At 60.2% G+C, this 22,778-nt stretch carries 15 protein-coding genes and 4 pseudogenes; 6 read left to right on the top strand and 13 right to left on the bottom strand.

From position 1 onward, the window contains the following. Nucleotides 1-23: 23 nt before the first annotated feature. From Q7V03_RS12310 to Q7V03_RS12300, 3 pseudogenes are all read left to right on the top strand, one after another. A pseudogene (locus Q7V03_RS12310) lies at nt 24-776 on the top strand (IS3 family transposase); the annotation flags it as partial. 166 nt (nt 777-942) lie between these two features. Beyond that, nucleotides 943-1,659: pseudogene (locus Q7V03_RS12305) on the top strand (transposase); the annotation flags it as partial. Between the two features lie 88 nt (nt 1,660-1,747). Then, nucleotides 1,748-2,956 (top strand): annotated as a pseudogene (locus Q7V03_RS12300) (IS3 family transposase). A gap of 260 nt (nt 2,957-3,216) precedes the next feature. Here Q7V03_RS12300 and Q7V03_RS12295 read toward each other — a convergent pair. The 5 genes from Q7V03_RS12295 to Q7V03_RS12275 form a co-directional block, all read right to left on the bottom strand. Next, the gene (locus Q7V03_RS12295) at nt 3,217-4,209 is read right to left on the bottom strand and encodes an endonuclease/exonuclease/phosphatase family protein (protein WP_304925881.1); all 993 of its coding nucleotides are present in this window, start codon (nt 4,207-4,209) and stop codon (nt 3,217-3,219) included. Then, complete coding sequence (locus Q7V03_RS12290; protein WP_304925880.1) at nt 4,206-5,291, bottom strand: sn-glycerol-3-phosphate import ATP-binding protein UgpC; 1,086 nt, start codon at nt 5,289-5,291, stop codon at nt 4,206-4,208. Before Q7V03_RS12290 ends, Q7V03_RS12295 begins: the two co-directional genes overlap by 4 nt. Next, nucleotides 5,291-6,133, bottom strand: a complete 843-nt coding sequence (gene ugpE / locus Q7V03_RS12285; RefSeq protein ID WP_304925879.1) for a sn-glycerol-3-phosphate ABC transporter permease UgpE — start codon at nt 6,131-6,133, stop codon at nt 5,291-5,293. Before ugpE ends, Q7V03_RS12290 begins: the two co-directional genes overlap by 1 nt. A gap of 4 nt (nt 6,134-6,137) precedes the next feature. Further along, entirely contained in the window at nt 6,138-7,094 is a 957-nt protein-coding gene (locus tag Q7V03_RS12280) for a carbohydrate ABC transporter permease (RefSeq protein ID WP_304925878.1), read from the bottom strand. 85 nt (nt 7,095-7,179) lie between these two features. Further along, nucleotides 7,180-8,481, bottom strand: a complete 1,302-nt coding sequence (locus Q7V03_RS12275; protein ID WP_304925877.1) for an extracellular solute-binding protein — start codon at nt 8,479-8,481, stop codon at nt 7,180-7,182. A gap of 129 nt (nt 8,482-8,610) precedes the next feature. Between Q7V03_RS12275 and Q7V03_RS12270 the strand changes: the two are divergent. The 3 genes and pseudogenes from Q7V03_RS12270 to Q7V03_RS12265 all read left to right on the top strand — a co-directional run. Next, nucleotides 8,611-8,783 (top strand): annotated as a pseudogene (locus tag Q7V03_RS12270) (IS481 family transposase); the annotation flags it as partial. A gap of 4 nt (nt 8,784-8,787) precedes the next feature. Beyond that, nucleotides 8,788-9,318 (top strand): site-specific recombinase, encoded by a 531-nt coding sequence (locus Q7V03_RS23880; protein WP_370651113.1) that lies wholly within the window; start codon nt 8,788-8,790, stop codon nt 9,316-9,318. Continuing rightward, complete coding sequence (locus tag Q7V03_RS12265) at nt 9,315-9,473, top strand: hypothetical protein (protein WP_304925876.1); 159 nt, start codon at nt 9,315-9,317, stop codon at nt 9,471-9,473. The genes Q7V03_RS23880 and Q7V03_RS12265 overlap by 4 nt, the downstream gene beginning before the upstream one ends. Before the next feature lie 262 nt (nt 9,474-9,735). Here Q7V03_RS12265 and Q7V03_RS12260 read toward each other — a convergent pair whose 3' ends face one another. The 8 genes from Q7V03_RS12260 to Q7V03_RS12225 all read right to left on the bottom strand — a co-directional run bounded on the left by Q7V03_RS12260 (nt 9,736) and on the right by Q7V03_RS12225 (nt 22,776). Then, nucleotides 9,736-11,070: a HipA domain-containing protein gene (locus Q7V03_RS12260; protein WP_304925875.1), complete on the bottom strand. Its 1,335-nt coding sequence runs from the start codon at nt 11,068-11,070 to the stop codon at nt 9,736-9,738. Beyond that, nucleotides 11,067-11,279, bottom strand: a complete 213-nt coding sequence (locus Q7V03_RS12255) for a helix-turn-helix domain-containing protein (RefSeq protein ID WP_304925874.1) — start codon at nt 11,277-11,279, stop codon at nt 11,067-11,069. The genes Q7V03_RS12260 and Q7V03_RS12255 overlap by 4 nt, the downstream gene beginning before the upstream one ends. Before the next feature lie 185 nt (nt 11,280-11,464). Next, nucleotides 11,465-14,584, bottom strand: a complete 3,120-nt coding sequence (locus Q7V03_RS12250) for a DEAD/DEAH box helicase (RefSeq protein ID WP_304925873.1) — start codon at nt 14,582-14,584, stop codon at nt 11,465-11,467. Nucleotides 14,585-14,586: 2 nt separating this feature from the next. Then, a complete protein-coding gene (locus Q7V03_RS12245) occupies nt 14,587-15,900 on the bottom strand; it encodes an EH signature domain-containing protein (RefSeq protein WP_304925872.1) in 1,314 nt (437 codons plus the stop codon). Next, a complete protein-coding gene (locus tag Q7V03_RS12240) occupies nt 15,897-16,865 on the bottom strand; it encodes an OmpA family protein (protein WP_304925871.1) in 969 nt (322 codons plus the stop codon). Before Q7V03_RS12240 ends, Q7V03_RS12245 begins: the two co-directional genes overlap by 4 nt. Further along, nucleotides 16,865-18,898 (bottom strand): hypothetical protein, encoded by a 2,034-nt coding sequence (locus Q7V03_RS12235; RefSeq protein ID WP_304925870.1) that lies wholly within the window; start codon nt 18,896-18,898, stop codon nt 16,865-16,867. Before Q7V03_RS12235 ends, Q7V03_RS12240 begins: the two co-directional genes overlap by 1 nt. Before the next feature lie 123 nt (nt 18,899-19,021). Beyond that, a complete protein-coding gene (locus tag Q7V03_RS12230) occupies nt 19,022-21,655 on the bottom strand; it encodes an AAA family ATPase (RefSeq protein ID WP_304925869.1) in 2,634 nt (877 codons plus the stop codon). Then, nucleotides 21,652-22,776, bottom strand: a complete 1,125-nt coding sequence (locus Q7V03_RS12225) for a metallophosphoesterase (RefSeq protein WP_304925868.1) — start codon at nt 22,774-22,776, stop codon at nt 21,652-21,654. Before Q7V03_RS12225 ends, Q7V03_RS12230 begins: the two co-directional genes overlap by 4 nt. Between the last annotated feature and the right edge of the window lie 2 nt (nt 22,777-22,778).

Here is a 22,778-nt window from a genome sequence, read left to right as displayed (position 1 = left end):
ATTTTGGAAGCAAGGAGGACGAGATGTCCGCAAACAAATTCACAGACGAGTTCAAGCGCGATGCAGTGGCCCAAGTCGAGGATCGGGGCTATCCTGTGCGCGAGGTTGCCGAGAGGCTTGGGGTCAGCACCAAGTCGATCTACACGTGGCAGAAGCAGTTTTCGCGACCTGCGAAGGTGATCCAGGAGGTCGATGCTCAGGCTGACGAGATCCGCCGCCTCAAGCGCGATTTGGCGCGGGTCACGGAGGAGCGGGACATCCTAAAAAAGGCGACCGCATACTTCGCCAGGGAATCCCCCCTCTCGCGGATGTAAACATCCGCTGCCGGGCAGCGGGTGAGGTATGCGTTTATAGCCGAGAACCGGCTGATCTTTGCGGTCCGGGCGATGTGCCGGATGCTGCTGGTTCATCCCAGCGGCTTCTATGCATGGCTGCGGGAGCCATTGAGCCCCCGTGCGTTGGAAGATCAGCGTCAGACCGTGCTGCTGAAGCAGGCTTGGGACGATAGCGGCGAGGTCTACGGATATCGCAAGCTGCATGATGATCTGTGCGTCATGGGCGAGGACATCAGCCCCAACCGGGCGTGGCGTCTGGCACGTCTGGCGGGTATAAGGGCCCAGATTGGTTACAAAAAGAAGCCGGGCTCTTATGGTGGCAGCCCCGCTGTTGTTGCCGACAATACCCTAAACAGAGAGTTCGATGTCGATGCCCCTGATCAGTTCTGGGTCACTGACATCACATACCTGCGCGATCTCTTCACTAGGCTGGTCAACGGTCACCTCGAAAAGGACAGCGACGCCTTGATGCCGTGGGCCCAACTCAGGCCAGCCAAAGCACTGCAATGAGCTCATCCTGGACTCCCTGACGAGCTCATCAGATCAAGTTCCACCGCCAAAACCGCTGACCGCAAGCGAAAAATCAATGGGCCGCAGACGCCGCTTACAGTTCAGGCACATGCGCAAGACATTGAAAAAGCTGAAAGGCGACACCGGCCGCGTCATGCGCGATCTGCGCCGCCATGTGCAAGACATCCCCGAGGGCGCCCTGCGGGATCGCATTGTTGGCAAGCTCGCTCTGGTCTCACAACTCCTGCACCAAGCACCCAAGGGGGCCAACAAGATCTACGCCTTGCATGAACCCGAAGTCGACTGCATCTCCAAGGGTAAGGCGCGGGTGCGCTATGAGTTCGGCTGCAAGGTCAGCATCACCACGACGCTGGACGAGGGGTTCGTCGTCGGTATGCGTAGCTTTGCCGGCAATCCCTACGACGGCCACACCCTGAGGCAAGCCCTGGAACAGGTGGAGATCCTGACAGACCGGCGCCCCGATCTAGCCGTCGTCGACCGCGGCTATCGCGGCCACGCAGTTGAGCCCCCCGCGTCCTGATCAGCGGCACAAGGCGCGGGTTGACCCCCAAACTGATCGCGGACCTGCGCCATCGAGGCCGAAATCGGCCACATGAAAACAGACGGCCGCCTATCGCGATGCCCATTGAAAGGCACCATCGGCGACGCCCTCTTTGCCAGCCTCTGCGCCTGCGGCCACAACATCCGAAAGATCCTCGCCCACCTCAGGGCTTGGTTTGCCTGGATTGTCGTCGCCATTCTGAACGCAGTCTACCACCCAGATCGCCAGTATCAGACCGTCACAGCGGCCTGAATGAATTGTTCAAGGCGAACTACTGACCTGCCCCCCGGAAACGCCCTCACTTTAATGTAGAGTGTGCCCAACCTGAAGGAGCAGACGCATGCGCAAGAGCCGTTTTACCGAGACGCAGATTATCGGGATGATCAAGGAGCAGGAAGCCGGGCTGACTGTGGCAGAGGTCTGCCGCAAGCACGGCATCCATTCGCCGACGGGCAGCCCTGCCAGTTTTTACAAACTGAAGGCCAAGTATGGCGGCATGGACGTGTCGGATGCCCGGCGTCTGAAGCAGCTTGAGGAGGAGAATGCAAAGCTCAAGCGGCTGGTGGCGGATACGATGCTGGATGTGGTGGTACTGAAGGATCTGCTGGGCAAGCGTTGACGACACCAGTTCGGCGGCGGGAAGCGGCGATCAGGGCGATGCGGGACCATCATATCTCGCAGCGTCGGGTTTGCGACCTCGTTGGTGTCGATCCCAAGACCGTGCGGCGCGAACGCCCGCCTGATCATGCGGATATCCGCAAAAAGATGCATGAGATAGCGGGCACCCGCCGTCGGTTTGGCTATCGGCGTGTTGGTATCCTGCTTGAGCGGGAGGGGTTCACGATGAACGACAAGAAATTGTATCGCCTTTACAGAGAGGAAGGCCTGTCGGTGCGGCGGCGGCGCGGTCGAAAACGGGCACGTGGTACGCGAGCACCCCCTCTCACGGTTTGCATGCAAACCGTTGCCGGGCAACGGATGCCAATACCGAACCGCCCAAACGTGCGGTGGTCGCTGGACTTTGTCTCTGACACCTTCGGTGCGTCCCGCAAGTTCCGGATTCTGGCCGTCAACGATGACTGCACCCGCGAGAATCTGGGGCTGATTGCCGATACCAGCCTTTCTGGTGCGCGCGTGGCGCGGGAACTGACTGCGATGATCCGGATTTACGGCAAACCCGGCTGCATTGTCAGCGATAATGGGGCTGAGTTCACCAGCACCGCGATCCTCAAATGGGCGGGCGATGCCGGCATTGCCTGGCACTATATCGACCCCGGCAAGCCACAGCAGAATGGCCTGATCGAAAGCTTCAACGGCAGCCTGAGGGATGAATGCCTGAATGAGGAGATATTCGACAGCCTTGCGGACGCCCGCCAAAAAGCTGGCGCTCTGGCGCTATGACTACAACATTGTCAGGCCGCATTCCTCCCTTGAGAACAAAACTCCAGCAGAAGCGCGCCGGGCGCTTGAGCAATCTGACGGCAACGCACCCGGCGCGCTTGCCCAACCCGAAACCGACAACTATGAACAAGTCAGACTCTCGTTATGAACGAGGGACGACCGGGGGGCAGGTCACTCATTTTGGCCGCGGCTGGGATACATTGACGCATGTGTCTAAGTTCGCAACTCATGTAAGAAGCCAATATTCGACTTCGACAGCGGCCCACAAAACTTTCCCGCAGTTTCTCACGAACCAGCATAGGCAGCGCAGCGCGTCGAAAGCCGGTCAATTCCCCAATAATCTCTGACAACTTCTGTCTTAGCCCAGCCTCAAAACTGGTGCATGCTCGACCAAGTTTGACCACTATCTCATCGATTCAAACCGACGACTTGCAGCACGATCATGTCATGGTCCGACAGCGGCCTGCCAGCCTCATCTGTCGAAGCGATGATCTGGCATTGTGCGATTTGCAGGCCCCGCGTCAGGAACCAATCCAGCTTCATCGCGCGGTCGGGCCAGCGTGTGATCAGGCTTGGGCGCGTCGTCATGACGCTGTCCGCGCCACCGTGGATGGTGAAGCCGCGACCACGGGCATGATCGAACAATGTTTCATCGCGCCAGTCGCCGCCGATGTGGTTGCCGGTGTTCAGATCACCACCGATCAACAGTGGCAGGTCGGAGAAGTTGGCGTCCAGCGCGTCGATCAGCAAACGCATCTGCGCCGCGCGCTGGCTAGCATCGGCATTGCTTTCCAGATGCGTGGATACCATCACAATCGGCCCTGCTTCAGTCTGAATCAGCGCGCCAATCGCCATCCGCTCGCCCAAGCGGGGCTGATCACCGCCCGACAGAAACCAAAACCGCCGGCCGGGCAGCCGCAGCAGGAACGGGCGGCTCAGCGGTGTCGCGGCCAGAATGGCGTTGCCGTGAAAGCCCGCGTCGTTGTGGGTGTCGGTGCAGAATTCAAGTTCGGTTTCCGAGCCGAGGCCAAGTTCGATGAATTCGACACCGTAGGCATAAGACATGGCAAGCGGGGCGGCCACTGCGGCGGTTGTATGAGTTTGGGCTGTGCGGGCCATACCGTTGTCCATTTCCGACAGCAGCACCACCTGCGCGCTCGTGGTTGCGATCTTGGCGGCACTGGCAGCGGGGAACAGGCAACGCTCCAGATTCCATGCGGCGACGGTGAAGGGGAAAGCCAGCGGCGCGGTGGGGGCGGTGCCGCCAATCTCAACCATGGCCATGCAGGGCAGCGCGGCCAAATGAGCATCGTGCGCGGCCACATCGCGCGGCAGGGCTGCGATGGCGTCCCGTTCGGTTTGAGACAGGGCGGCCAGTTGATTGGTTGTCGCAAAGATCATGCAGGCACCGGGATGCCGTTTGCGGCGGTCTGTGGGTGTTCCAAGCGTCTGCCGCTGAGGATGTCAAACAGATGAAGCTTGTCAGAGTTGACCGAGAGCCGCAATTCATCTTGCAGCGGCAGGTGTGGGTCTAGTATCAGCACCAGCGCTTGGCCGTCGATCAGACCATGCACCAGACGCTGCGCCCCGAGTTCCTCGACAAAATCCACCTTGAACGGCAGGCCAGTGGCCGAAGGGTGCAAATCTTCCGCGCGGATGCCCAAGGTGATCGCGCCCTGTCCGGCCATGTTGCGGCGAGCGTCAATCACATGGGAACCGATACGCAAACGACTGCCGTCAACCTCGGCGTCCAGCAGGTTCATCGCAGGCGCGCCGATGAAGCTGGCGACAAACGTGGTGGCGGGGCGGTGGTAGATTTCTAAAGGCGCGCCGACTTGTTCGATCCGGCCAGCGTTCAGCACCACCAGCCGATCAGCCAAGGTCATCGCTTCCAGCTGGTCATGCGTCACATACAGCGATGTGGTGGCAAGCCTCTTTTGCAGTCGGCGGATTTCGCCGCGCATCGACACCCGCAGCTTGGCGTCAAGGTTTGACAACGGCTCGTCGAACAGGAATGCCGCAGGCTGCCGCACAACGGCGCGGCCCATCGCCACGCGCTGACGCTGGCCACCCGACAAAGCGCGGGGTTTGCGGTCAAGATAGGGGCCAAGTTCCAGCATGCGGGCGGCTTCTGCGACGCGCGCCTCAATCTCGGCTTTCGGGGTTTTGCGGTTCTTCAAGCCGTAAGCCATGTTTTCGCGCACCGACATATGCGGATAAAGCGCGTAGTTCTGGAACACCATGGCGATGTCGCGGTCGGCGGGATCGACATTGTTGACCACCCGATCCCCGATCTTGACTTCGCCCACCGTGATCTCCTCCAACCCCGCCACCATCCGCAGCAGGGTGGATTTGCCGCAGCCAGACGGGCCGACCAGCACGATGAACTCGCCGTCCTGAATGGTCAGATTGATGTCGCTTATCGAGGGCGCAGCAGCTCCAGGATAGGTCTTGGAGACATTGGTGATGGTGATCGCGGCCATTATTTATCGCTTTCCGTCAGGCCCTTGATGAACCAGCGCTGGAACACCACCACCACCAGAACCGGTGGCAGCAGCGCCAGCACCGCAAGGGCAAAGGCTTCATTGTAATCGGGGATCTGGCTGCCGACCCAGACTTGCAGGATCTGCTTGATGCCGCGCATCAGAGTGAAGAACCGCTCATCCGTGGTCATCAGCATCGGCCAAAGATATTGGTTCCAGCCATAGACAAACATGATGATGAAGATCGCGGCCATCATGGTTTTCGACAGCGGCAAGATCACGTCGATGAAGAACTTGACCGGCCCCGCGCCGTCGATGCGCGCAGCCTCCAAAAGCTCATCCGGGATGGATTTGAAGAACTGCCGGAAATAGAACGTGCCCGTGGCCGAGGCCAGCAGTGGTAAGATCAATCCCGTGTAGCTGTTGAGCAGGCCAAGCTGCGACATCACCTGATAGGACGGCATGATCCGCACTTCCAAAGGCAGCAACAGGGTGGTGAAGATCACCCAGAACATCAGAGTGGCAAAGCGAAAGCGGAAGTAGACCAGCGCATAGGCGGCGGCCATCGACAGCACGATTTTGCCAATCGCAAAGCCAAGCCCGAGGATCAGCGAGTTCATCACCATCCGCGCGCCGGTGACTTGCCCGGTAAAGCCGCCTTGGCGGGTCAGCACAGTTTGATAGGTGTCATAGCCATCGTTGCCGGGCAAAATTTGCAGCCCGCCTGTGTGGATTTCGACGGCCGTATGGGTCGAAGTCATGATCGCAACCACCACGGGCATCACCATGAACAGCGTACCGAGGATCAGGATCAAATGGTCTAGGGGGCGTATCCGGTTCATCATCTTATCCGTAATGGACGCGGCGTTCCAGCCAGCGGAATTGCACCAAGGTCAGCACCAGCACCACCAGCATCAGGATCACCGATTGGGCGGAAGATCCGCCGATGTCGTTGCCACGGAAGCCATCAACATAGACCTTGTAGACAAGAGTGATCGGGTTGTTGGCGGCTTTGTCTTTCACCATCACGTCGATCACCGCGAAAGTGTCGAACAGCGCGTAAGTGATGTTGATGATCAACAGGAAAAACGCAGTCGGGGCCAGCAGCGGTAGGATCGCGGTGAAGAATCGGCGCGCGCCGTTCTTGCAATCAATCAGCGCCGCCTCACGCACGCTTTGTGGGATGCCTTGCAGGCCGGACAGGATGAAGATGAAGTTATACGGCACCTGCTTCCAGACCGACACGAGGATCATTGCGAACGCCGTATCGAAGTAGTTCAGCCCGACCTTCATCTCCCAGCCAAACCACGCGGCGAGTTTGACGAAGGGGCCGATGTGCTGATCAAACAGCATCATCCCGATCAGCCCCGCCACCGGGGGCGCTATGGCGTAAACCGAAATCATCGCCGTGCGGTAGGTCGAGCGCGCGCGGATCACCTGATCGGCCTTGACCGCCAGCAGCAAGCCAAGACCCAGCGAGAACGCTGTGACCAGAACCGTGAAAATGGCCGTAAAACTCGCGATATGGCGGTATTCAGCCGAGCCCAAGGCGTCGGTGTAATTGTCAAAACCCACAAAGGTCGCACCAAAGCCGAAGGGGTCTTCGATGTAGAACGACGACGAAATTGCCTGTGCCGAGGGCCAGTAGAAGAACACAAAGATCACCGCCAGTTGCGGTGCCAGAAACAGCCACGGCAGCAAGGGGCGGTCGAACTGAACGCGCTTAGCGGGCTCAGGCCGGACTGTGGCGCGGGCGATCCATCGGCGGATCGGTCCGGGGGAGGTTTGGGCTGCGTTGGTCATTGGGTATTTCACGTCACAGGATCAGAGGGGGCAAAACGAAAGCCGGGCCTGCACAGCGGCAGGCCCGGCATATCACGCTTAAATATCAGCCTGCGGTCTTGGCGAATTTCGCCAGAAGATCATTGCCTTCGGTTTCGATGGCCTTGAACGCGTCTTCGACGGTGGTTTCACCCGAGAAAATTTTGTTGAATTCACGCTCTTCGACAGCGCGAATCTGCGGGTAGAAGCCCAGACGGTAGCCTTTCGACCATTCGCCCGTCGGCAGCAGCAGTTGCTTGATGCCGACTTCGGCAACCGGGTGTTTGTCATACCAGCCTTCAGCCTTCGACGCCTCATACGCCGCCTTGGTGATGGCAACGTAGCCGGTGGCCTGATGGTAGAAGGTCTGAATCTCGGTCGTGGTCAGGAAATTGAAGAAATCAGCTGAGCATTTGTTTTCGGCTTCGGGCTTTCCTGACATCGCGAACAAAGCAGCGCCGCCGATGAAGGACGATTTGTTGCCTTCGCCGATGGCTGCAACGTAGGGGATGAAATCCGCCGAGAACGGCATGGTCGCGGTCTTCGACAACCCACCGAAAGAACCCGAAGAGCCGATCCACAGCGCAACCTTGCCTTCTTCGAAAGGCTTCTGGTTGTCAGCCCAGCCCGCGCCATAGAAGCCGAACAGACCAGCGGTGTGCCATTCCTTCAGCTTGTTCCAGAACGCGATCATCTCGGGTGCTGTTGCGTTCAGCGTTGTGCCTTCGATGCTGTCATAGCCGTTGTTGTTCGAAGCCATCTGGATGTTATTGCGCGAGAAGAAGTTCTCAAACAACATCCAGGTCAGTTGGCTGGCCACCAAAGGCACGTAGCCCGCTTCTTTCAGCTTGGGCGCCACCGCCTCGAACTCTTCCCAGGTTTTCGGCGGCGCTACACCGGCCTTGGTGAAGGCATCGGTGTTGATGTACATGATCGGCGCCGACGAGTTGAACGGCATGCCGATGAATTTGCCATCCGCATCGGCGTAGAAATTGCGGATGCCGTCGATGAACGCGTCACGGTCCAGCTTGTGGCCGTTCTGGCTCAGCAGGTCTTCGGCGGGGATGGTCGCCCCCTTGGCGCTGATGATGGTGGCGGCACCGGCGTCAAACACTTGCAGGATATTGGGCTGCTCGCCGGAACGGAACGCCGCGATGCCCGAGGCGAGGGCTTCTTCATAGGTGCCCTTGGAAACCGGAGTGATCGCACAATTGGCTTGCGCCGCATTGAACTTTTCGGCGACCTGATTGATCACCTGCTCATTCGCCCCCCCCATGCCATGCCACCAGGTGATCTGGACCGGCGCGGCAAAGGCTGCATTGGTAGTCAGCGCAAGGGCTGCGATGACGGAGAGGGATTTTTTCATCATGGTTCCTTTCGAGATATTTGAGCGGAAACTAAGGCAAAGCGGGTAACGGCTTTGCGATGTTTATGTGTCAAAACAACGACATCTAATCTGGAAGCTGATCAATGGAGGGCATTGGGATTGCTCGCCTGGCGCAGGATTCGTCGGATGTCGCTCGATGACCTGCTGGCCGTGGTGCGGGAGATTCTCAACCCGGAGGCCGCTCGCTCCGGGCTTGACCGGTGTTTGCGCCGGCATGGGGTTGGCAATCTGCGCGATCTGCAGGCGAAAGCCCCAAGCACAAGGCGTTCAAGGCCTATGCGCCTGTGCATGCATGCCATCCTGCAGGAAAGCCCACGAAAGCGTGCCAACAATAGCCGTGCGCAGACGCCCGCGCTGTTGAAAGGTCTGATCTTCAGCGAAACCGGCGCGGCCATGACACCGACCAGCACGAAGAAAGGGGCCAAGCTCTACCGGTATTACGTTTCCATGGACGTGATCCGGAACCGCGAGACCGGCGAAGAAACCGCCCCGATGCGGCTCGCCGCCGGAATGGTCGAGGACGCGGTCGTCACCGAGGCCCGCCGCATTCTGCAAACGCCCGAGGTCGTCACGCAGGTTCTCGCCGCCCTGAAACGCGAACAAGGCGCGACGTCAGAAACCGATGCCATCGTGGCGCTGCATGAGTTTGACGCGCTGTGGGGCCAGTTCTTCCCGGCCGAGCAGGCACGGATCATCCAGCTTCTTGTCCGCCGCGTCACTGTCACCGCTGCCGGGCTCGAAGTCGATATCCGGCGTGAAGGCATCGCGGGCGTAATCCGTGAAATGGTCGCACCGCGCAGGATGCAGGCCGCCGAATGACCCAAGGCAATGATACGATAAGGGTGCTGATCCCGCTGAAGGTTCGCAGGAAGAACGGGCGGCCGAAGATCATGCCGCCCGCTGACTACCGCCCAAGCGAGGATCAGACGCAGGACCCGCATATTTTGCGGGCCATCGGCCGGGCATGGGGGTAATCCCCCCCTTTTTAACGGGGTGCATCCGTAGAATTCACGCGGCCATTCTCAGTTTCTGGGCGGGTGTGGTGCCGCCGATGCCCCGTTGCCCGGCAATGGTTTCGCTATGTGCAAGTGGCGGATCGATAGTCCGACACATATCTTCAACTCTTATAATTTATGTTTATTTATCAATGTTTTGATTTTTTCCTGTAGGGCAATTTGTATAACAAAATGTATAGCACTTTCGAGAGGTTGGGTTCTGTTACTGTCATGCCAGAATTCATGAACTACTGTCAAACCCACCACCTCGAATGAGGAAGGCATCTCTCAACGGGATGTCCAGATCGAGGTTGTAGACTTCGTTCAGAATGGCCAACTGATGAGCAACCATATCACCGAGTATCTTCAGGCGTGGGCCTTGCAGGCTGTCGATCTCGGCGGCGACCGCACTGAGTATCTCCTGTGCAAAGTCATGCGACCGCCGCTCAAAAGCACGGCTGCCGCGGCCGGGGATGCCGATGGCTTCGTCGAACAAGTGCATGTCGCCGAGGGTCAAGGCATCAATGTTGCCAGCCCGGCCCAGAGAGAAAGCAAAGTCGTGGGTGACCCTCGGATCAACCAGAACCGGCACCACGTCGTAGAGTGGCGCGAGGCGCGGGGTGCCGTTGCGGTAGAGTAGGGCATGGTTTTTAGCGTGGTTGTCGGTGTTGCCCAAGGCGAGATTCAGCAGTGTCATCGCCCGGAAAGCATTGCGGTCCAGTGCAGGCACGCCCAGCAGCGGCATCAATGCGCCCACCCGCCCAGCTGAGAAGCTGCGTGTGGGGTCGTTGGAGTTGCGCTCATACTTGAGCGACGAAGGCAGGCCGAGCGCCTGGCAGAAGTCTTCTTGATGTAAGCGGCGCACTTCCGTGCCCTGCACAACCCGGTCAAAGCGCTCTACGAGCAGGCCGCGCTGACCGCCCAACTCGAAGATCTCCGTCTGGGCGACCGGTGACCGCAGCACCCGCCCCGCAAGCGCCATCAATGCATGTTCGTGATCAACCAGCTCGTCCTCGCTCGGACGCGGCACCTTGAGCAAGTGGGTGGTGGGTGCGAGGCTCTCGGGCTTTGGCAGGCCGAAGCGGCCATCAGGCAGGCGTGTCAGCGCGATCTTGCTCTGCACTCCGGCGACTGGGGACGGGTCTGGCAGGCCCATGGGCAGCGGCCTGCGCGCAGCCAGCGCTTGCATGAGTGCAATCATATCGTCGTTGCTCAGCACATCGTAATCACGGGTCAAATCGCCGGGGATCTTGCCCGGCCCCGATCCCCTCGGCACGCAGGAGATCGCACCCGCACAGTCCCTGCCGAGATGATACAACAGCCCGGCGACATCACTTCTCGCAATGGCATGTCGTTGCATCACGCCGTCAAGCTGATCGTTCTCTTGCAACAGATTGTCGAAGAACACCCGTGCCGCCACATCGCCATATGGCTCTTCTCGCAGCGGCATGCTGATCGAGATTGGCACTTTGGCATCGGTGTCATAGCAAAAACTGAGTGTGCCAAAGTCGTCACCGCTGAGGGTGCCGGCGGGCTTAGGCTCAGATTCAATATAGACATCAAGACTTTGGCTCATGCCTCACGAACCTCGACAACCAACCCAAGCTCCATGCAGGCTCGTAGAGCCAGCGCAAGCTTGGCGCTGGCCTTGCCATTTTCGAGCTCGGCCACGCGCTGCCGGATCGTCCCTAAAACGGCCGCGAGGTCGTCCTGGGTCATGTTCAGCGTTTGGCGGCGTGCTTTAATCTGGGCCCCAAAGGCTTCAGCGTTGAGTGTGATCTTCATCTTAGGATGCCATGTTTCGATTTTAGAACATATAGCCATTAAAAATGTCTTACGCAACATGAGGTCTCAAAATCGAAACATTTCTATCTGATTGATGGTATGCTTGGCAAATGTATCAAAATTGGAACTTCAATGCGGGAAAATGGATAGCGGCTTCAAACTCCATAGCATGGACGGTGCCCAACTCAGTCGCAATTCCAAGCTCCTTCGCTGTCCGGGCCTACGCTTTTGAGTCCGTCGCGTTGAAACAACTCATCCATAGATGCACCAATAACATCTCCGATCGGGGCAGCCGCGGCTTTTTGAAGAATATCACGAAGCTGCGATACATCGCCATCGTCGTCGCCCATCGGCCAAAGTGCTGCGCTGGCAAGACGCCGTTTGCGCTGCATAAGGCTTTGCAGGAGCAAGTCAAACGACTGCGCGCGATAGCCCGAATGAATGGCCAGCGGCACATGAACAGTGACGGGACGAGTTTGACCAATGCGGTGAACGCGGTCGTTGCATTGCTCCTCCACCGCCGGGTTCCACCACCGCGAGAGGTGGATCACATGCGTTGCCGCCGTCAGCGTCAATCCTGTGCCCGCGGCTTTCGGCCCCAGCACCAGCAAATCAAAGCCGCCATCCTGATCGAGATGGCGCTGGAAGCGGTTCACGATGGCCTGACGTTTGGTGATCGGTGTGCCCCCATTGATCAGATCAATCTTCGCCAAACCAAACTCGGCTTTGGCCAGTTCGATAAACCGATACTGCATCTGCAGGCTTTCGATAAAGACCAGCGCCCGCTCACCGCGGCTTTGGATCCGGCGCAGGATGTCGAATGTGGCGGACAGACGCCCAGAGGCTGCGATGAACGCGGTCGGCTCTAACTGATCGGCCAGCGCCGGATGCACCGAGACGCTGCGGATGTGGTGCAGCATCTTCAACGCCGCCCCCATGCCACCGCTGGAAAGCTTCACCCGCGCCTCTTCATAGCGCTCGGCTTGCAGCTTGGGCATGGCACGCGGATGCAGCAAACGCGATTTGGCGGGCAGATCGCGGGCGACGGTCTCCTTCAGCCTGCGCAATGCCAGCGGGGGGGCGCTGCCATTCGGGCGGAAAGTGCGGGCGTAAAGTTCGGCCATATTGGTCTCATCCGGCACAGCATAGCTTTTGCGGAAATCGCGCAGCGATCCCAGCGCGCCGGGGGCGATCTGATCCATGATCGCCCAGAGATCCGTTGTGCTGTTCTCGATGGGGGTTCCGGTGAGGCCGATGCGGAAATCGGCGTTCATCGCGCGGCCGGCATTGGCGGCCAATGTGCCAGGGTTTTTGATGTTTTGAATCTCATCAAACACCGCCACCGCGAAGGGGATGCGGGCCAGTGAGTGTTGGTAGTTGCTAAGCGTGGTATAGGTGGTCAGCACCCATGTCAGATGGCCAGCACCTTGGTCAATCGCGCGGGTGATGTCTGAGAAATCCAAGCGCGCCTCACCGCTTTCGGTATCACGACCGCGCGCACCGGCCAATTTGCGCCCTGCGGTGGCTGAGCCATAAAGCCGGATCAGATGGCCCAGTCCTGGCGCTGTGACATGGCGGGTCACCTCTTGCTCCCAGTTTTCCAAGAGCGAGGTCGGGGCGACCACCAGCACAGGCCCACGTTTGGGGCTGCGCTTCATATGTTCATTCAACCAGACAAGAAAGCTGATGGTTTGCAAGGTCTTGCCCAAACCCGGTTCATCCGCGTTCAACACGCCGGGCAGGCCCGCCTTCCATGCCTCGATCTGCCAGCCCAAGCTTTCGACCTGATGATCCTTCAATCTGGTGCGGATGCTCGATGGCACGGCCACGGCCATATCAGAGTGACGCGGTTTCAGCTTTGCATGCCACGTCACATCGTCAAAGTTCTCGGCGGTTTTCAGAACCACCGGGCCACCCGGTTCGTCAACGACATCGTCTTCGGGCGGGGCTTCTGCGGCCTGACGCTCTGCCAGTCGTGCATCCAAAAGCTGCAGGGTCAGCGGCGTGGCGGGCAGCGGCATACCCTCAAAGTCAACTTCTGGCAGGGCAGTCTCTGCACCATTATCGCTGCGGGTCGCCTCTGCAGCATCCGCCACCACCTGCACATGGTCGCGCAGGGCCTGCAGATCGGGCGTTGGCAGTTCCGTCAGCCGCTCTAGCAAGGCCGCAGCAAAGGTTTCGGGCAGCCAAGTGGTGCCGCTGGGGTCAAAATCCTTGAGTGGATTGCCGCGATAGACCTCAACCCCCATCACCCGGTCGGAAAACTGAGTGTATTCCTCGGTTTCCACAAACACCGTTCCAGCGGCGGCCTCGACAGCTTCTTCCTGGGCGGCAGGCGTCAGATCATCAAATCCACCCTGCCCGCGCAATCGTGCCTCAACTGCATCTGTGATCCGAGCGCGGGGATTGCGGATGAAGGCATGGCGCTCTTCGGGCGTTGCGCGCTGCATCTCGGCCATAACCTGCAACGCTGGGGCAGCACTGCGATCCACCACAAGAAAGCGGCCCGGCCCCAATCGAAACGCATTCAGCGCGCCACGTTCGCGGACCCGGCGCTGAAACTGTTGTAAGTCTGCGCCTGACAATTCAGCCATCGCCTCGGCGGGTTGCAGATTGTCGCCCAGACGATCAGATGAGAATGGCACTACCTCAAAATCATCGCCAGTCGCATCGGGCGAGATCGACAGACGGTCGGTAAGGGACACCTCCAGGCCCTGCAGAAAATCGGTCATCGAGCCACGGGCGGCTCCGGTATCGCCCGCCATAGTCACACCGGGTTCCAAAGCTTTGCGAAACCGCGCCAACGCCTCCCAATGGGCGGCGTCATCGGTCGAGGCGGTGAAGCCTTCGGCGACAACAACCGCGTCCAGCATCCACAACGGCAGACGCTGCGGGCCGCGATCGGTTTCCAAAATCGCCCCCGCGCGGCGCGGCATCCGCTGCTGGCCCGCACGCAGCCATTGATGGCGCAGACGGAACCCCGCGCTACCCAGAACGCCTTCGGCATCGGTGCGCAGGGTCAAGTCGGTCAGCAGTGGCAGCCCGAGCGCAGCGGCGGCCTCTGCATCTAGACTGGCGGCAAGGCGGTGCGACAGGGTGATACGGTCGCCTGCAATCTCAAGCGGTTCGGCCAAACTGTCGGCCAATGTGCGAAGATCTGCCAAAGCGAAGGCCAAGCGGCGGTCTGCGGGCGTCAGGCGGTCAAGATCAGGGGTTTTGCCGGACATCAGCCGCCCCAAAAGCCCGCTACGGACGGGAAGCAGGCGCAAACTCACGGCATCCGGGGAATAGGTGAATTCGAACATGCTCAGAGGTTCCTCAATACTTTATCCTGCCACCCGCGCACATGAACTTGTTTCCAAAGAAAGGTAGCGCGGTCACGGATTTCGGTAACATCATAGCGCGGCTGGTAGAGCTTCGGCGCACTTGACTTGCGCCCATCGAAAGCATGAACCATGAAGTTGAAAGTGCCTTCAATCACGATTTTATCTCCAATCCGCATGATCAACACTGATTTATCCTTGTCGCCAACCTGCCGCCCAAAGCGTCGCGAACCTTGACGGGCATCCGGGGGCAGCTTCGCAATAGCTGTGCGATGGCCAGCCTCGTTAAATGCAATCCAAACTTCGTCAATCCGGCCCTGTTCGTGCAGCGTCCACCAGAAATCTTCCCGATCCGCCCACATGTGGTTGCGCTCAACTTCCGTGAGGATGCGGAACAGAAAGCGGATATCCGCGCCCATCAGCCAGCGTAGAAAAACCGCCTCCATCGCCGGATCGACCTCGTTCCACGCGGCATGACGACTAACGCGTGGATGGCCGTAATTCTCGGTCAGACGATCAATCAACAACGTCATAATTTCTTTGGGCGGCTGGCGCTGCATCCATGGCCGCAATAGCGCGGTGATCGCGGCCCCTGCCCCGACGTTTCGCACCGTCTGCGCATCAGGTTTCAGCCAGCCCAGCAAGCAATCGATCTCTGCGCGCTGGTCCAGCCGAGGCGCGATGCGGGCAAGGTAGGCCAGATGTGCGGCATCCATCAAGCCCGGCGCGTGGGGTTGGCGCAAGCCAATCGCGCGCAGCCCGTGCCAAGGATCGTCCATCGCCTCCATCCGTGCCGCGATGCTGCGCGGTGCGGTTTCGGCGTCAAACAGATCAGGGATATTTTCCAGCAGCAACTGCCAACGGGGGCCAATCCGGCTGCCCACCCCCGCCAAAGCCCGGGCGAGCGCACGGGTATGTTCAGCGCCCGGCGCGTAGCTTTCCATGTAGACGCGCACCATCGGGTTCAGGAACCCGGCCTTGGTCGAAGCTGCAACCTCTGCCAGCAGAAACTGCCGCACTTGGGCCAGATCGGGTTTATCGCGATACTTAGCCGCGAACGCGATGCCAGCAACGCGGGTCGCAAAGCTGAGTGGCACCTTGTGCCAGTCATCGACCAGAATGCGTCGTAACATTTCCGCCAGCAGTTTTTCGGCCTCATGCTCTGGCGGCGTGGAGGGGGCGTCATATCGCTCGATGATGCGTTGGATGGATCGCTGGATCAGCGCGAAAGATGGCGTTGTTGGTGTCGAAAGCGGGCGCGGCGAGCTGAGACGCTCTGATAGCGGCACATCGCTCATGGAGCAACTGTGGCGTTGAGGGCCGCGCGGACGGTTTCAATTTCTTCCGACCTGCTTGGCACATACATGATGATGCGCAGGTCAATCCGGCGGTTGGCGGCCTTGTCCTGAACAGTGTCATTGGCTTTGATCGGCCGCATCCGGCCATAGCCCGCCACTGACAACACCGGCTGATTGCGGAAGTTCAAGTGCTGCACCAGCCCCGGCTCTTGTTCCGTCATCATGTGGAAGGTGTCATTGGCGCGCGCGGTGGACAGAACCAGGTTTGAAAAGTCCTGCCCATCAGCATCGGTGTGCCCCTCAATTTGCACCGCTTCGATCAACGCGTGGCCGGGATTGCAGCCATCAGACCAACGCGAGCCAGGCCCGAGCGTGTAGCAGGGCAACAATTCCTCTAGCCGCGACGCCACCGCCCGCACGAAGACTACCCGATCCGGCCGCAACACAGCCGAGCCTGATCGAAACAGCCCATCGCCCTGAAAGCGCAGTGCATCGGACTCCTCGCTGAGGATCACATCCAATTCAGGAAAGTCGAGCATGATGCTGTCGCGTAGCGTCTCCAATATTCTTTTGCGCTCGGCAAGACTTCGGTTGATATAGGTTTCCAGCGGATCCGGCGCTTTCAACTGGGCAATTTCGGCCTCTAGCTGCGCGATCTTCTGCCGTAATTCGGCGACGATCAGGCGGGTGTGATCCAGCTCTTGCCGCAGCGCCACGTTGATCGTCTGCTGCAACTTCAGCTTTTCCTCAAGCGCTTTCAGCTGTTCTAACAAAGCATCACGCTCGGCCAAAACGGATTTATGCACGGGAAGCGGCACGGTGGTCGAAGGATCATACTGGCTGGCAAAGAACGCCAACAGCAGAATAACGATGAACAGAAAGCCCACCGTCATATCGGTCATCGACACGAAGGCGGATTCTTCCTCGTCTTCGTCATGTCTGCGCCGGATAACCCCGCCGCGCATTATCGGCGCACCTGTTGAGGTTGAAATTCTTGCAGCCCGTCAAGAATGGTCTGCAATGTCGCCAAGGCGGCGTTCAGCCCCTTGGACATCTCGTCTACATGGCTGCGCACCGATTGCATCGCCTGTTCGGTTTGCGTGGTGTAAAGATCAAAGGCCGTTCCCAGCTTTTGATCAATGGTGTCCATCCGATCACCCTGCCCGCGCATCCGCCCCAGCATGTCAGTGACCGCGGCCAAGGAGGCATCAATTCCACGCCGCTCGGCTGCCAGTGTCTCGCGTGCTGTGGTCAGTGTCTGGGCTGCACTTTCCGCCGTCGCCCGCGCGCTTTGGGTGACTGTCGCGACGGCATCCCTTGTGCCATCGGCCATTTGGCGCAAAGCCCCCTCGATACGTTCCGACGTTGCCCGCACCGGGCCCGCCGCGGCAACCAGATCTTGCGAAGCGCCGAGGAAACTGCCCGCAGCCTCGGCCCCGGCTTTGGCACCATCGCGCACACCATCCACAAGGCGGCGCATCTCGGTCGCACTGTCGGCCAGCGCCATCACCATATCTTCCAGTTGATCGGCGATTGCCCCGATCGGCTGCACCAGATCCGCCCCGGCTTTGGCTGACAACTCCTCGGTCAGCCTTGCAATATCGCCGCCCGCCTTGCCAAAAGCCGCCATCATCGACTGGCCCGCAGCGCCGATGGCGGCCCCGGCCTCATCCCCCGCCACCTGCATCCTCGCCCGCGCCGCTTCTGCGCCCGATTGCGCAGCACTTTCCATGTCGCTGCGCATCGCACCTGCGGCTTCGCGCATATCAGTAGCCGCAGACGAGATCGCCCGCGCGCCTTCAGAGGTATTGTCGCGGATGCCCTCTAGTGTCTGGTTCATCACCGCCAACAACTGCTCGGCCCCTTGGGTAAACGCCCCCGAAGTGCTCTGCGCCGTGTTAGCCATTGCGCCGCGCAGATCATCCACCGCTTGCGCCACCCGCGCGACTGCCGTTTCCATCTCGGTGCCCATCCGCCCCGAGGATTGATCCATCCGGTCAGCCAATTGCCCGATTTTGTCACCTGCCGTGGCCAAACGCTCACTCGCCGCCGTCAATGCATTGCCGACACCCGAGGACAGTTGCTGCGAAATATCCGCCGCCATCGTTGACATGCTGTCCGAGCCCTGCTGGCTGACCTTATCCAGCAACGGCTGCATCGCGTTGCTGATTGAGGTTGAAATTGCCAATGGCAGCTCGTTTTTCAACGGTCCACCGATTTCGGCAATCATCTGAAGCGTCAGCTGGCGATGATGCTCGCGGTCTTCCACCATTGCAGCCAACTGGCGCATGCCAATTTCTTCAAGGCTGGCAAAGGTCAGCTGCTTTTCCAACACCCGGCACAGCTTGTGCAAAGTGTGATCCAAAGCCCCGGTGCGTTTACGCAACAAGATGGTCAGCACAATCGAGCAGACCAGCCCCGTCAGCGACATGATGAACTTGGCCGAGGCGATGCCCAGCAACCGCTTCATCGTCTCATCGTCGATGCGGTCGCCTTGCGACATCTCGGTCAGTGCGGCAATTAGGCCAAGAAAGGTTAGCGCAAGGCCAACCGACACGAACACACCGGGCAACACGCGATAAATACCGGCGCCAAAATGCAGATCGTCCAGATTGAAAAACGCAGCCGGACGCACTGCATTGCGCAGCACAGGTTCGCCTTGGGTCTCATCAATGAACAGGGTTTCGTTGAACTCGTCCCACGCATCCGACAACGACTCGGCTGCGGTGCCTTTGGGTTGCCCCATAAACCACGCCGAGATCGCCTCACGCCCCTGAAGCAACGAGCCGCCTGCCTCTGGCTTTGCCAGCTTGGCGGTAAGGCGGTTCACTGCATTGATGCGTCTTTGGAAAGTCGCATAGGCCAATGCCCCGCAGATCAGCGCCACCAAGCTGATTGCCAGAACCACCAACCCCGGAAAAGCGTCCCCCACCAAAAGCGAAGCAAAGGCAAGAATGTGGTCTTTTACAAAAATACCCAAAACAATAAAATCTGGCATATGGTCCTGTCTAATTTTAGCGCATTTCAACCGTGCATGGCGGCGGTTCAGCCTTCAAGCCTACAAAAACACTATGTTTTTTCTTTGCTGCAGTTGTCACTGCATTGCCACAACCTCGAGGTGTCAGGCTTGTGTAACAACCACCTTGGCGCGCTCGCCTCCTAAGGCGGCAAAGGCGCGTTGACGGCAGGTCAGCACCAGAATTTGCTGATCTTTCGCCACGCGGTGCAGGGCGGTGAACATCGCTTCGATCCGGTCGTCATCACTGTGGACCAGCGCATCATCCAGGATCACCGGCACCGTCTGACCGCCGCGCGCAAACAACCGCGCAAAGGCAAGTCTGGTGAGGATTGCCAGCTGCTCGCGGGTGCCGCCCGACAGGATATCCAAAGCTTCCGGCTGACCGTCGCGAGTCAGTGCCACCGGCAGCAGGCTTTGATCGTCGATCAGCAAGGCGGCACCGGGATGCAGGATCGCAAGCAGCGGCTCTAGTTCTCGCATCACTGGGCCGAAATAGGCGTCACGCGCTTTGGCGCGGGCATCTTCCAGCGCGCGGCGCAGACGGCTTAACGCCTGCACTTCAGTCTCATAGCGCCCGGCGCGCGCTTCGGCGGCGCTGCGGGTGCCGATGATCTCGTCCAGGGTTTCCTCGATGCCCTGTTCGGCCAGCAACTCGATCCGGGTGTTCAGGCTGGCGAGTTCCTCGCGCAGCGCATCCGCTTCGCGTCGGGCCTGATCGCTGGCAGTGCTTGCACGCGCCAGCCGCGCCGCCGCAGTTTCCAGATCAGGCGCCTCGGCTTTCAGACGCGCCGACAGTGCCGCCGCTTCGGCCGCGCGTTGCGCCAACTCTGGCAAAGCGGCCCGCAGATCGGCCAAACCCTGGGCCAAAATTGCCAGATCACCCGCCTCGTCCGCAGCCTCGATCGCCGTGCGGTGGGCAGATTTCTGATCGGCCTCGGTCTGGGCGCGGTGCTCGCCCGCTGCCACAGCCAGTGCATGCGCCGTTTTGGCGATGGCCACCTGTTCGGCCTCTGTCCTTTCGGCAGCAGTGACCATGACTTCCAATGTGGCGGCATCTTCTGCGGGGCCATCCGCATCGCCTGCTTCGGCTAGCGCTGTGACATGCGCTTGGCGCAGCGCATCCACCCCGTCAGGTGCGACGTCGGCCAAAAGCAGCGCGGTTTGTTGCAAGGCACCATCCAACCGCTGCGCGTTTGCAAGATGCCTTCGCGCCTCGGGAAGATCTGCGGCATCACAGGCCGCAAGGTGCTTCGCCAACGCCGCAGTCGCCTCGGCGATGCTGGTGCCAATATCACCACCGCGTGCGATACCGGGGTCAATCCGCAAGCGCCCTATGCCGGGAAGGCTGAATTCGGTCGCCTCTTGCAGCCGTTGCGGCGTATCATCGACGACGCGCGCAGAGCTTATAGCCCGTGCATCCCCGCTGTAGCTGAATTGCAGCAGCACCGCTTGGGCTTCGGATTGCGCCGTCAGGCGATCAAATAGATTCTGTGATTTTTCTGCTGAAGCAATGGCTTGCGGTGTGATCTTCAACAAACCTCCCAAGGCGTGATCAGCTTGCAGCTGCTGCTGCAATTCCAGCGCGCGGGCCAGCAAGCGCGCCAATTCGCCCGCCCTTTGCCGGGCAGAGCTTGCCAGTTGCGCCTTTTGCGCAACCGCCAGACGCAGCCGAAAGCCGCGCGACACCCCTGTGGCCGCGGCGGCGATTTCGGTAGCGCTGCGGTCTTTAGCCGCCAGTTCCTCGGCGCGGCTATGGGCCAGACTGGCCTTATCCGATGCGGCCTTCTGCGCCTCTGCCGCCACCCGCACCCGTTCAGACAGGCGGTCCAAACGGGTGATATCTTTGGAGGCGGCATCTAACGTCAGATCAGCCAGCGTCAGATCACGCGCGGCGGCCTGGCGTTTCTCAACATGTGCCAAAGCGGATTGATGGGCTGCGCGCGCATCCGCAACGGCGGTGTCGCGCGCAACGACGGCTTGGGGATGCGCCAAAGCGGCTTGGCTGCGCATCACCTCGCTGCGCCGCCGCAGACCGTCGCCCAGTTGCAGCATCTTCGCGCGCAGACCCTGTTCCTGCGCCGCCAATGCTGCGGCTTCATCCACCGCGCGCGCCCATTCGCCACCCGCTTTGGGCTTGCCGGTTGTGGTTGCAAGCCGCGTCAGCGCCGCATTGGCACGGTCCAGCACGCCATCCATCCGACGCCCGCCGGTCATCATATCAATCTCGCCCGCGACCGATGACATCAGATCGCGCCGCGCCGCAAGGCCGCGTTCACGCTCGCGATTATCTTCGGCGCTGCGGCCTTCGGGTTCCAGCCCCATCAACCCCTGCCTGACCCACAAAAGCCCCGACGGCCCCGCAAGCCCTGCCCCCAAAAGCTGCGCTATCCATGCCTCGGCCTCGTCGTCCAGCGCCACAATGCGGCCATTGGCATCGCTGACGCGGGCCATGGCGCGCGACAGCCAGCGCTTGCTGATTTGAAAGCGGCCATCTGGCAGATCAACCTCGACCGTGACTTCCGGCGCACCGCCCGCATAAGGTTGCAGCGCCTTGACCGGGGCTTTGCTGCTGCGGTGCTTTTCAAAAAACAACGCGTGCAGCGCATCGAAAAAGGTGGATTTGCCGAATTCATTCGGTTCAGACAGCACAGTGATGCCATCGCCAATGCCCGACAGGCTGGCACGACGACCTGCGAAATGGCGGATGTTGCTTAACTCAATCGCGCGGATTTTCATGGCCGTTCCTCTTGCGCATAGGCGTATAGCCGCGACAGCGCGCTTGCGGCGACATCGCGGGCGGATTGCGCAAGGCTTTGATCGCTGGCCTCTGCCATCAGCGCCTCGGCGGCCTGACGCAGCGCCCCAGCGCGGTCGATCAGGTCGAGATCATCGGGGTGCGCGTCAACCGCCAGAGACGCAAGATCACTGGCGAACCAGCCGAAATCGGGTGCAATGCGCGCAAGTTCGACCTCAAACGCCGCGCGTTCGGCCAAGGCCAAACGGCCCGTCGCGGCAAGGCGGATCAACTGATCGCGCCGCCCCTGTGGTGCGGGTAAGCTGTCTTGCAAGCGGGCAAGCACATCGTCCCCCGGCAACAGATCAAGGTTGGTCGCGATCCACACCAACGCCCCGGTTTCAGCCACCGACACCTGCGGCACAGCACCCGGCCCATCCAATGTCACCAGCAGCGCCCCCGGCGTAAGCGCATGCTTGAAGCCGTCGCATTCGGGCGTGCCGGAATACCATGTCGACAGGTTGACCTGCATCCGGCCGTGCCAATCGCCAAGCCCCAGATAATCCAGCCCCGAGCGCGCCGCCCGATCTGGCGGGATGATGCCCGCGACACCTTCCTCGCCCGAGAAATCGGTGATCGCGCCATGTCCCAGCCCGATGCGGATCGCAGCCTCGGGTGTTGCCGTATCCATCGCCTCAGTCAGATCGCGCCCCGGACGGCGCTGCGTGCAAGGCGCTGGTAGCATGTAGGCGTTGGGCGCAAGCGCCAGTGGTTCAGTTGACAGAACAGGCCGCAGGTTGGTGGGACCATCGGCGGCGATCTTGCGCCAAAGCTCGGTGGCAGCCAGACTGTCATGATTGCCCGGCATCATCAGCCAAGTGATATCGGCCTCGTCTGCCATCGCGCTCAGAGCATGGCGCAAGGTTTCTGGTGCCGGAGTTTCCGCATCGAACGTGTCGCCCGCCAGCAGCACGGTCGCCGCCCCGCCTTGCCGCGCCGCTTGCGCCAACCGGGCGATAGAGCCATGCCGCGCCTCACGCAGACGGTTGCGGATGGCTTCGGGATAGCCGCCAAAAGCCTTGCCCAAATGCAGATCTGACGTGTGCAAGAACCGAAAGCTCATAT

The sequence above is a fragment of the Cypionkella sp. genome, from assembly GCF_030652235.1.
GTDB lineage: Bacteria > Pseudomonadota > Alphaproteobacteria > Rhodobacterales > Rhodobacteraceae > Cypionkella.
The sequence above is the reverse complement of the archived record's forward strand: the minus strand, read 5'-3'. Positions and strand labels throughout refer to the sequence as shown.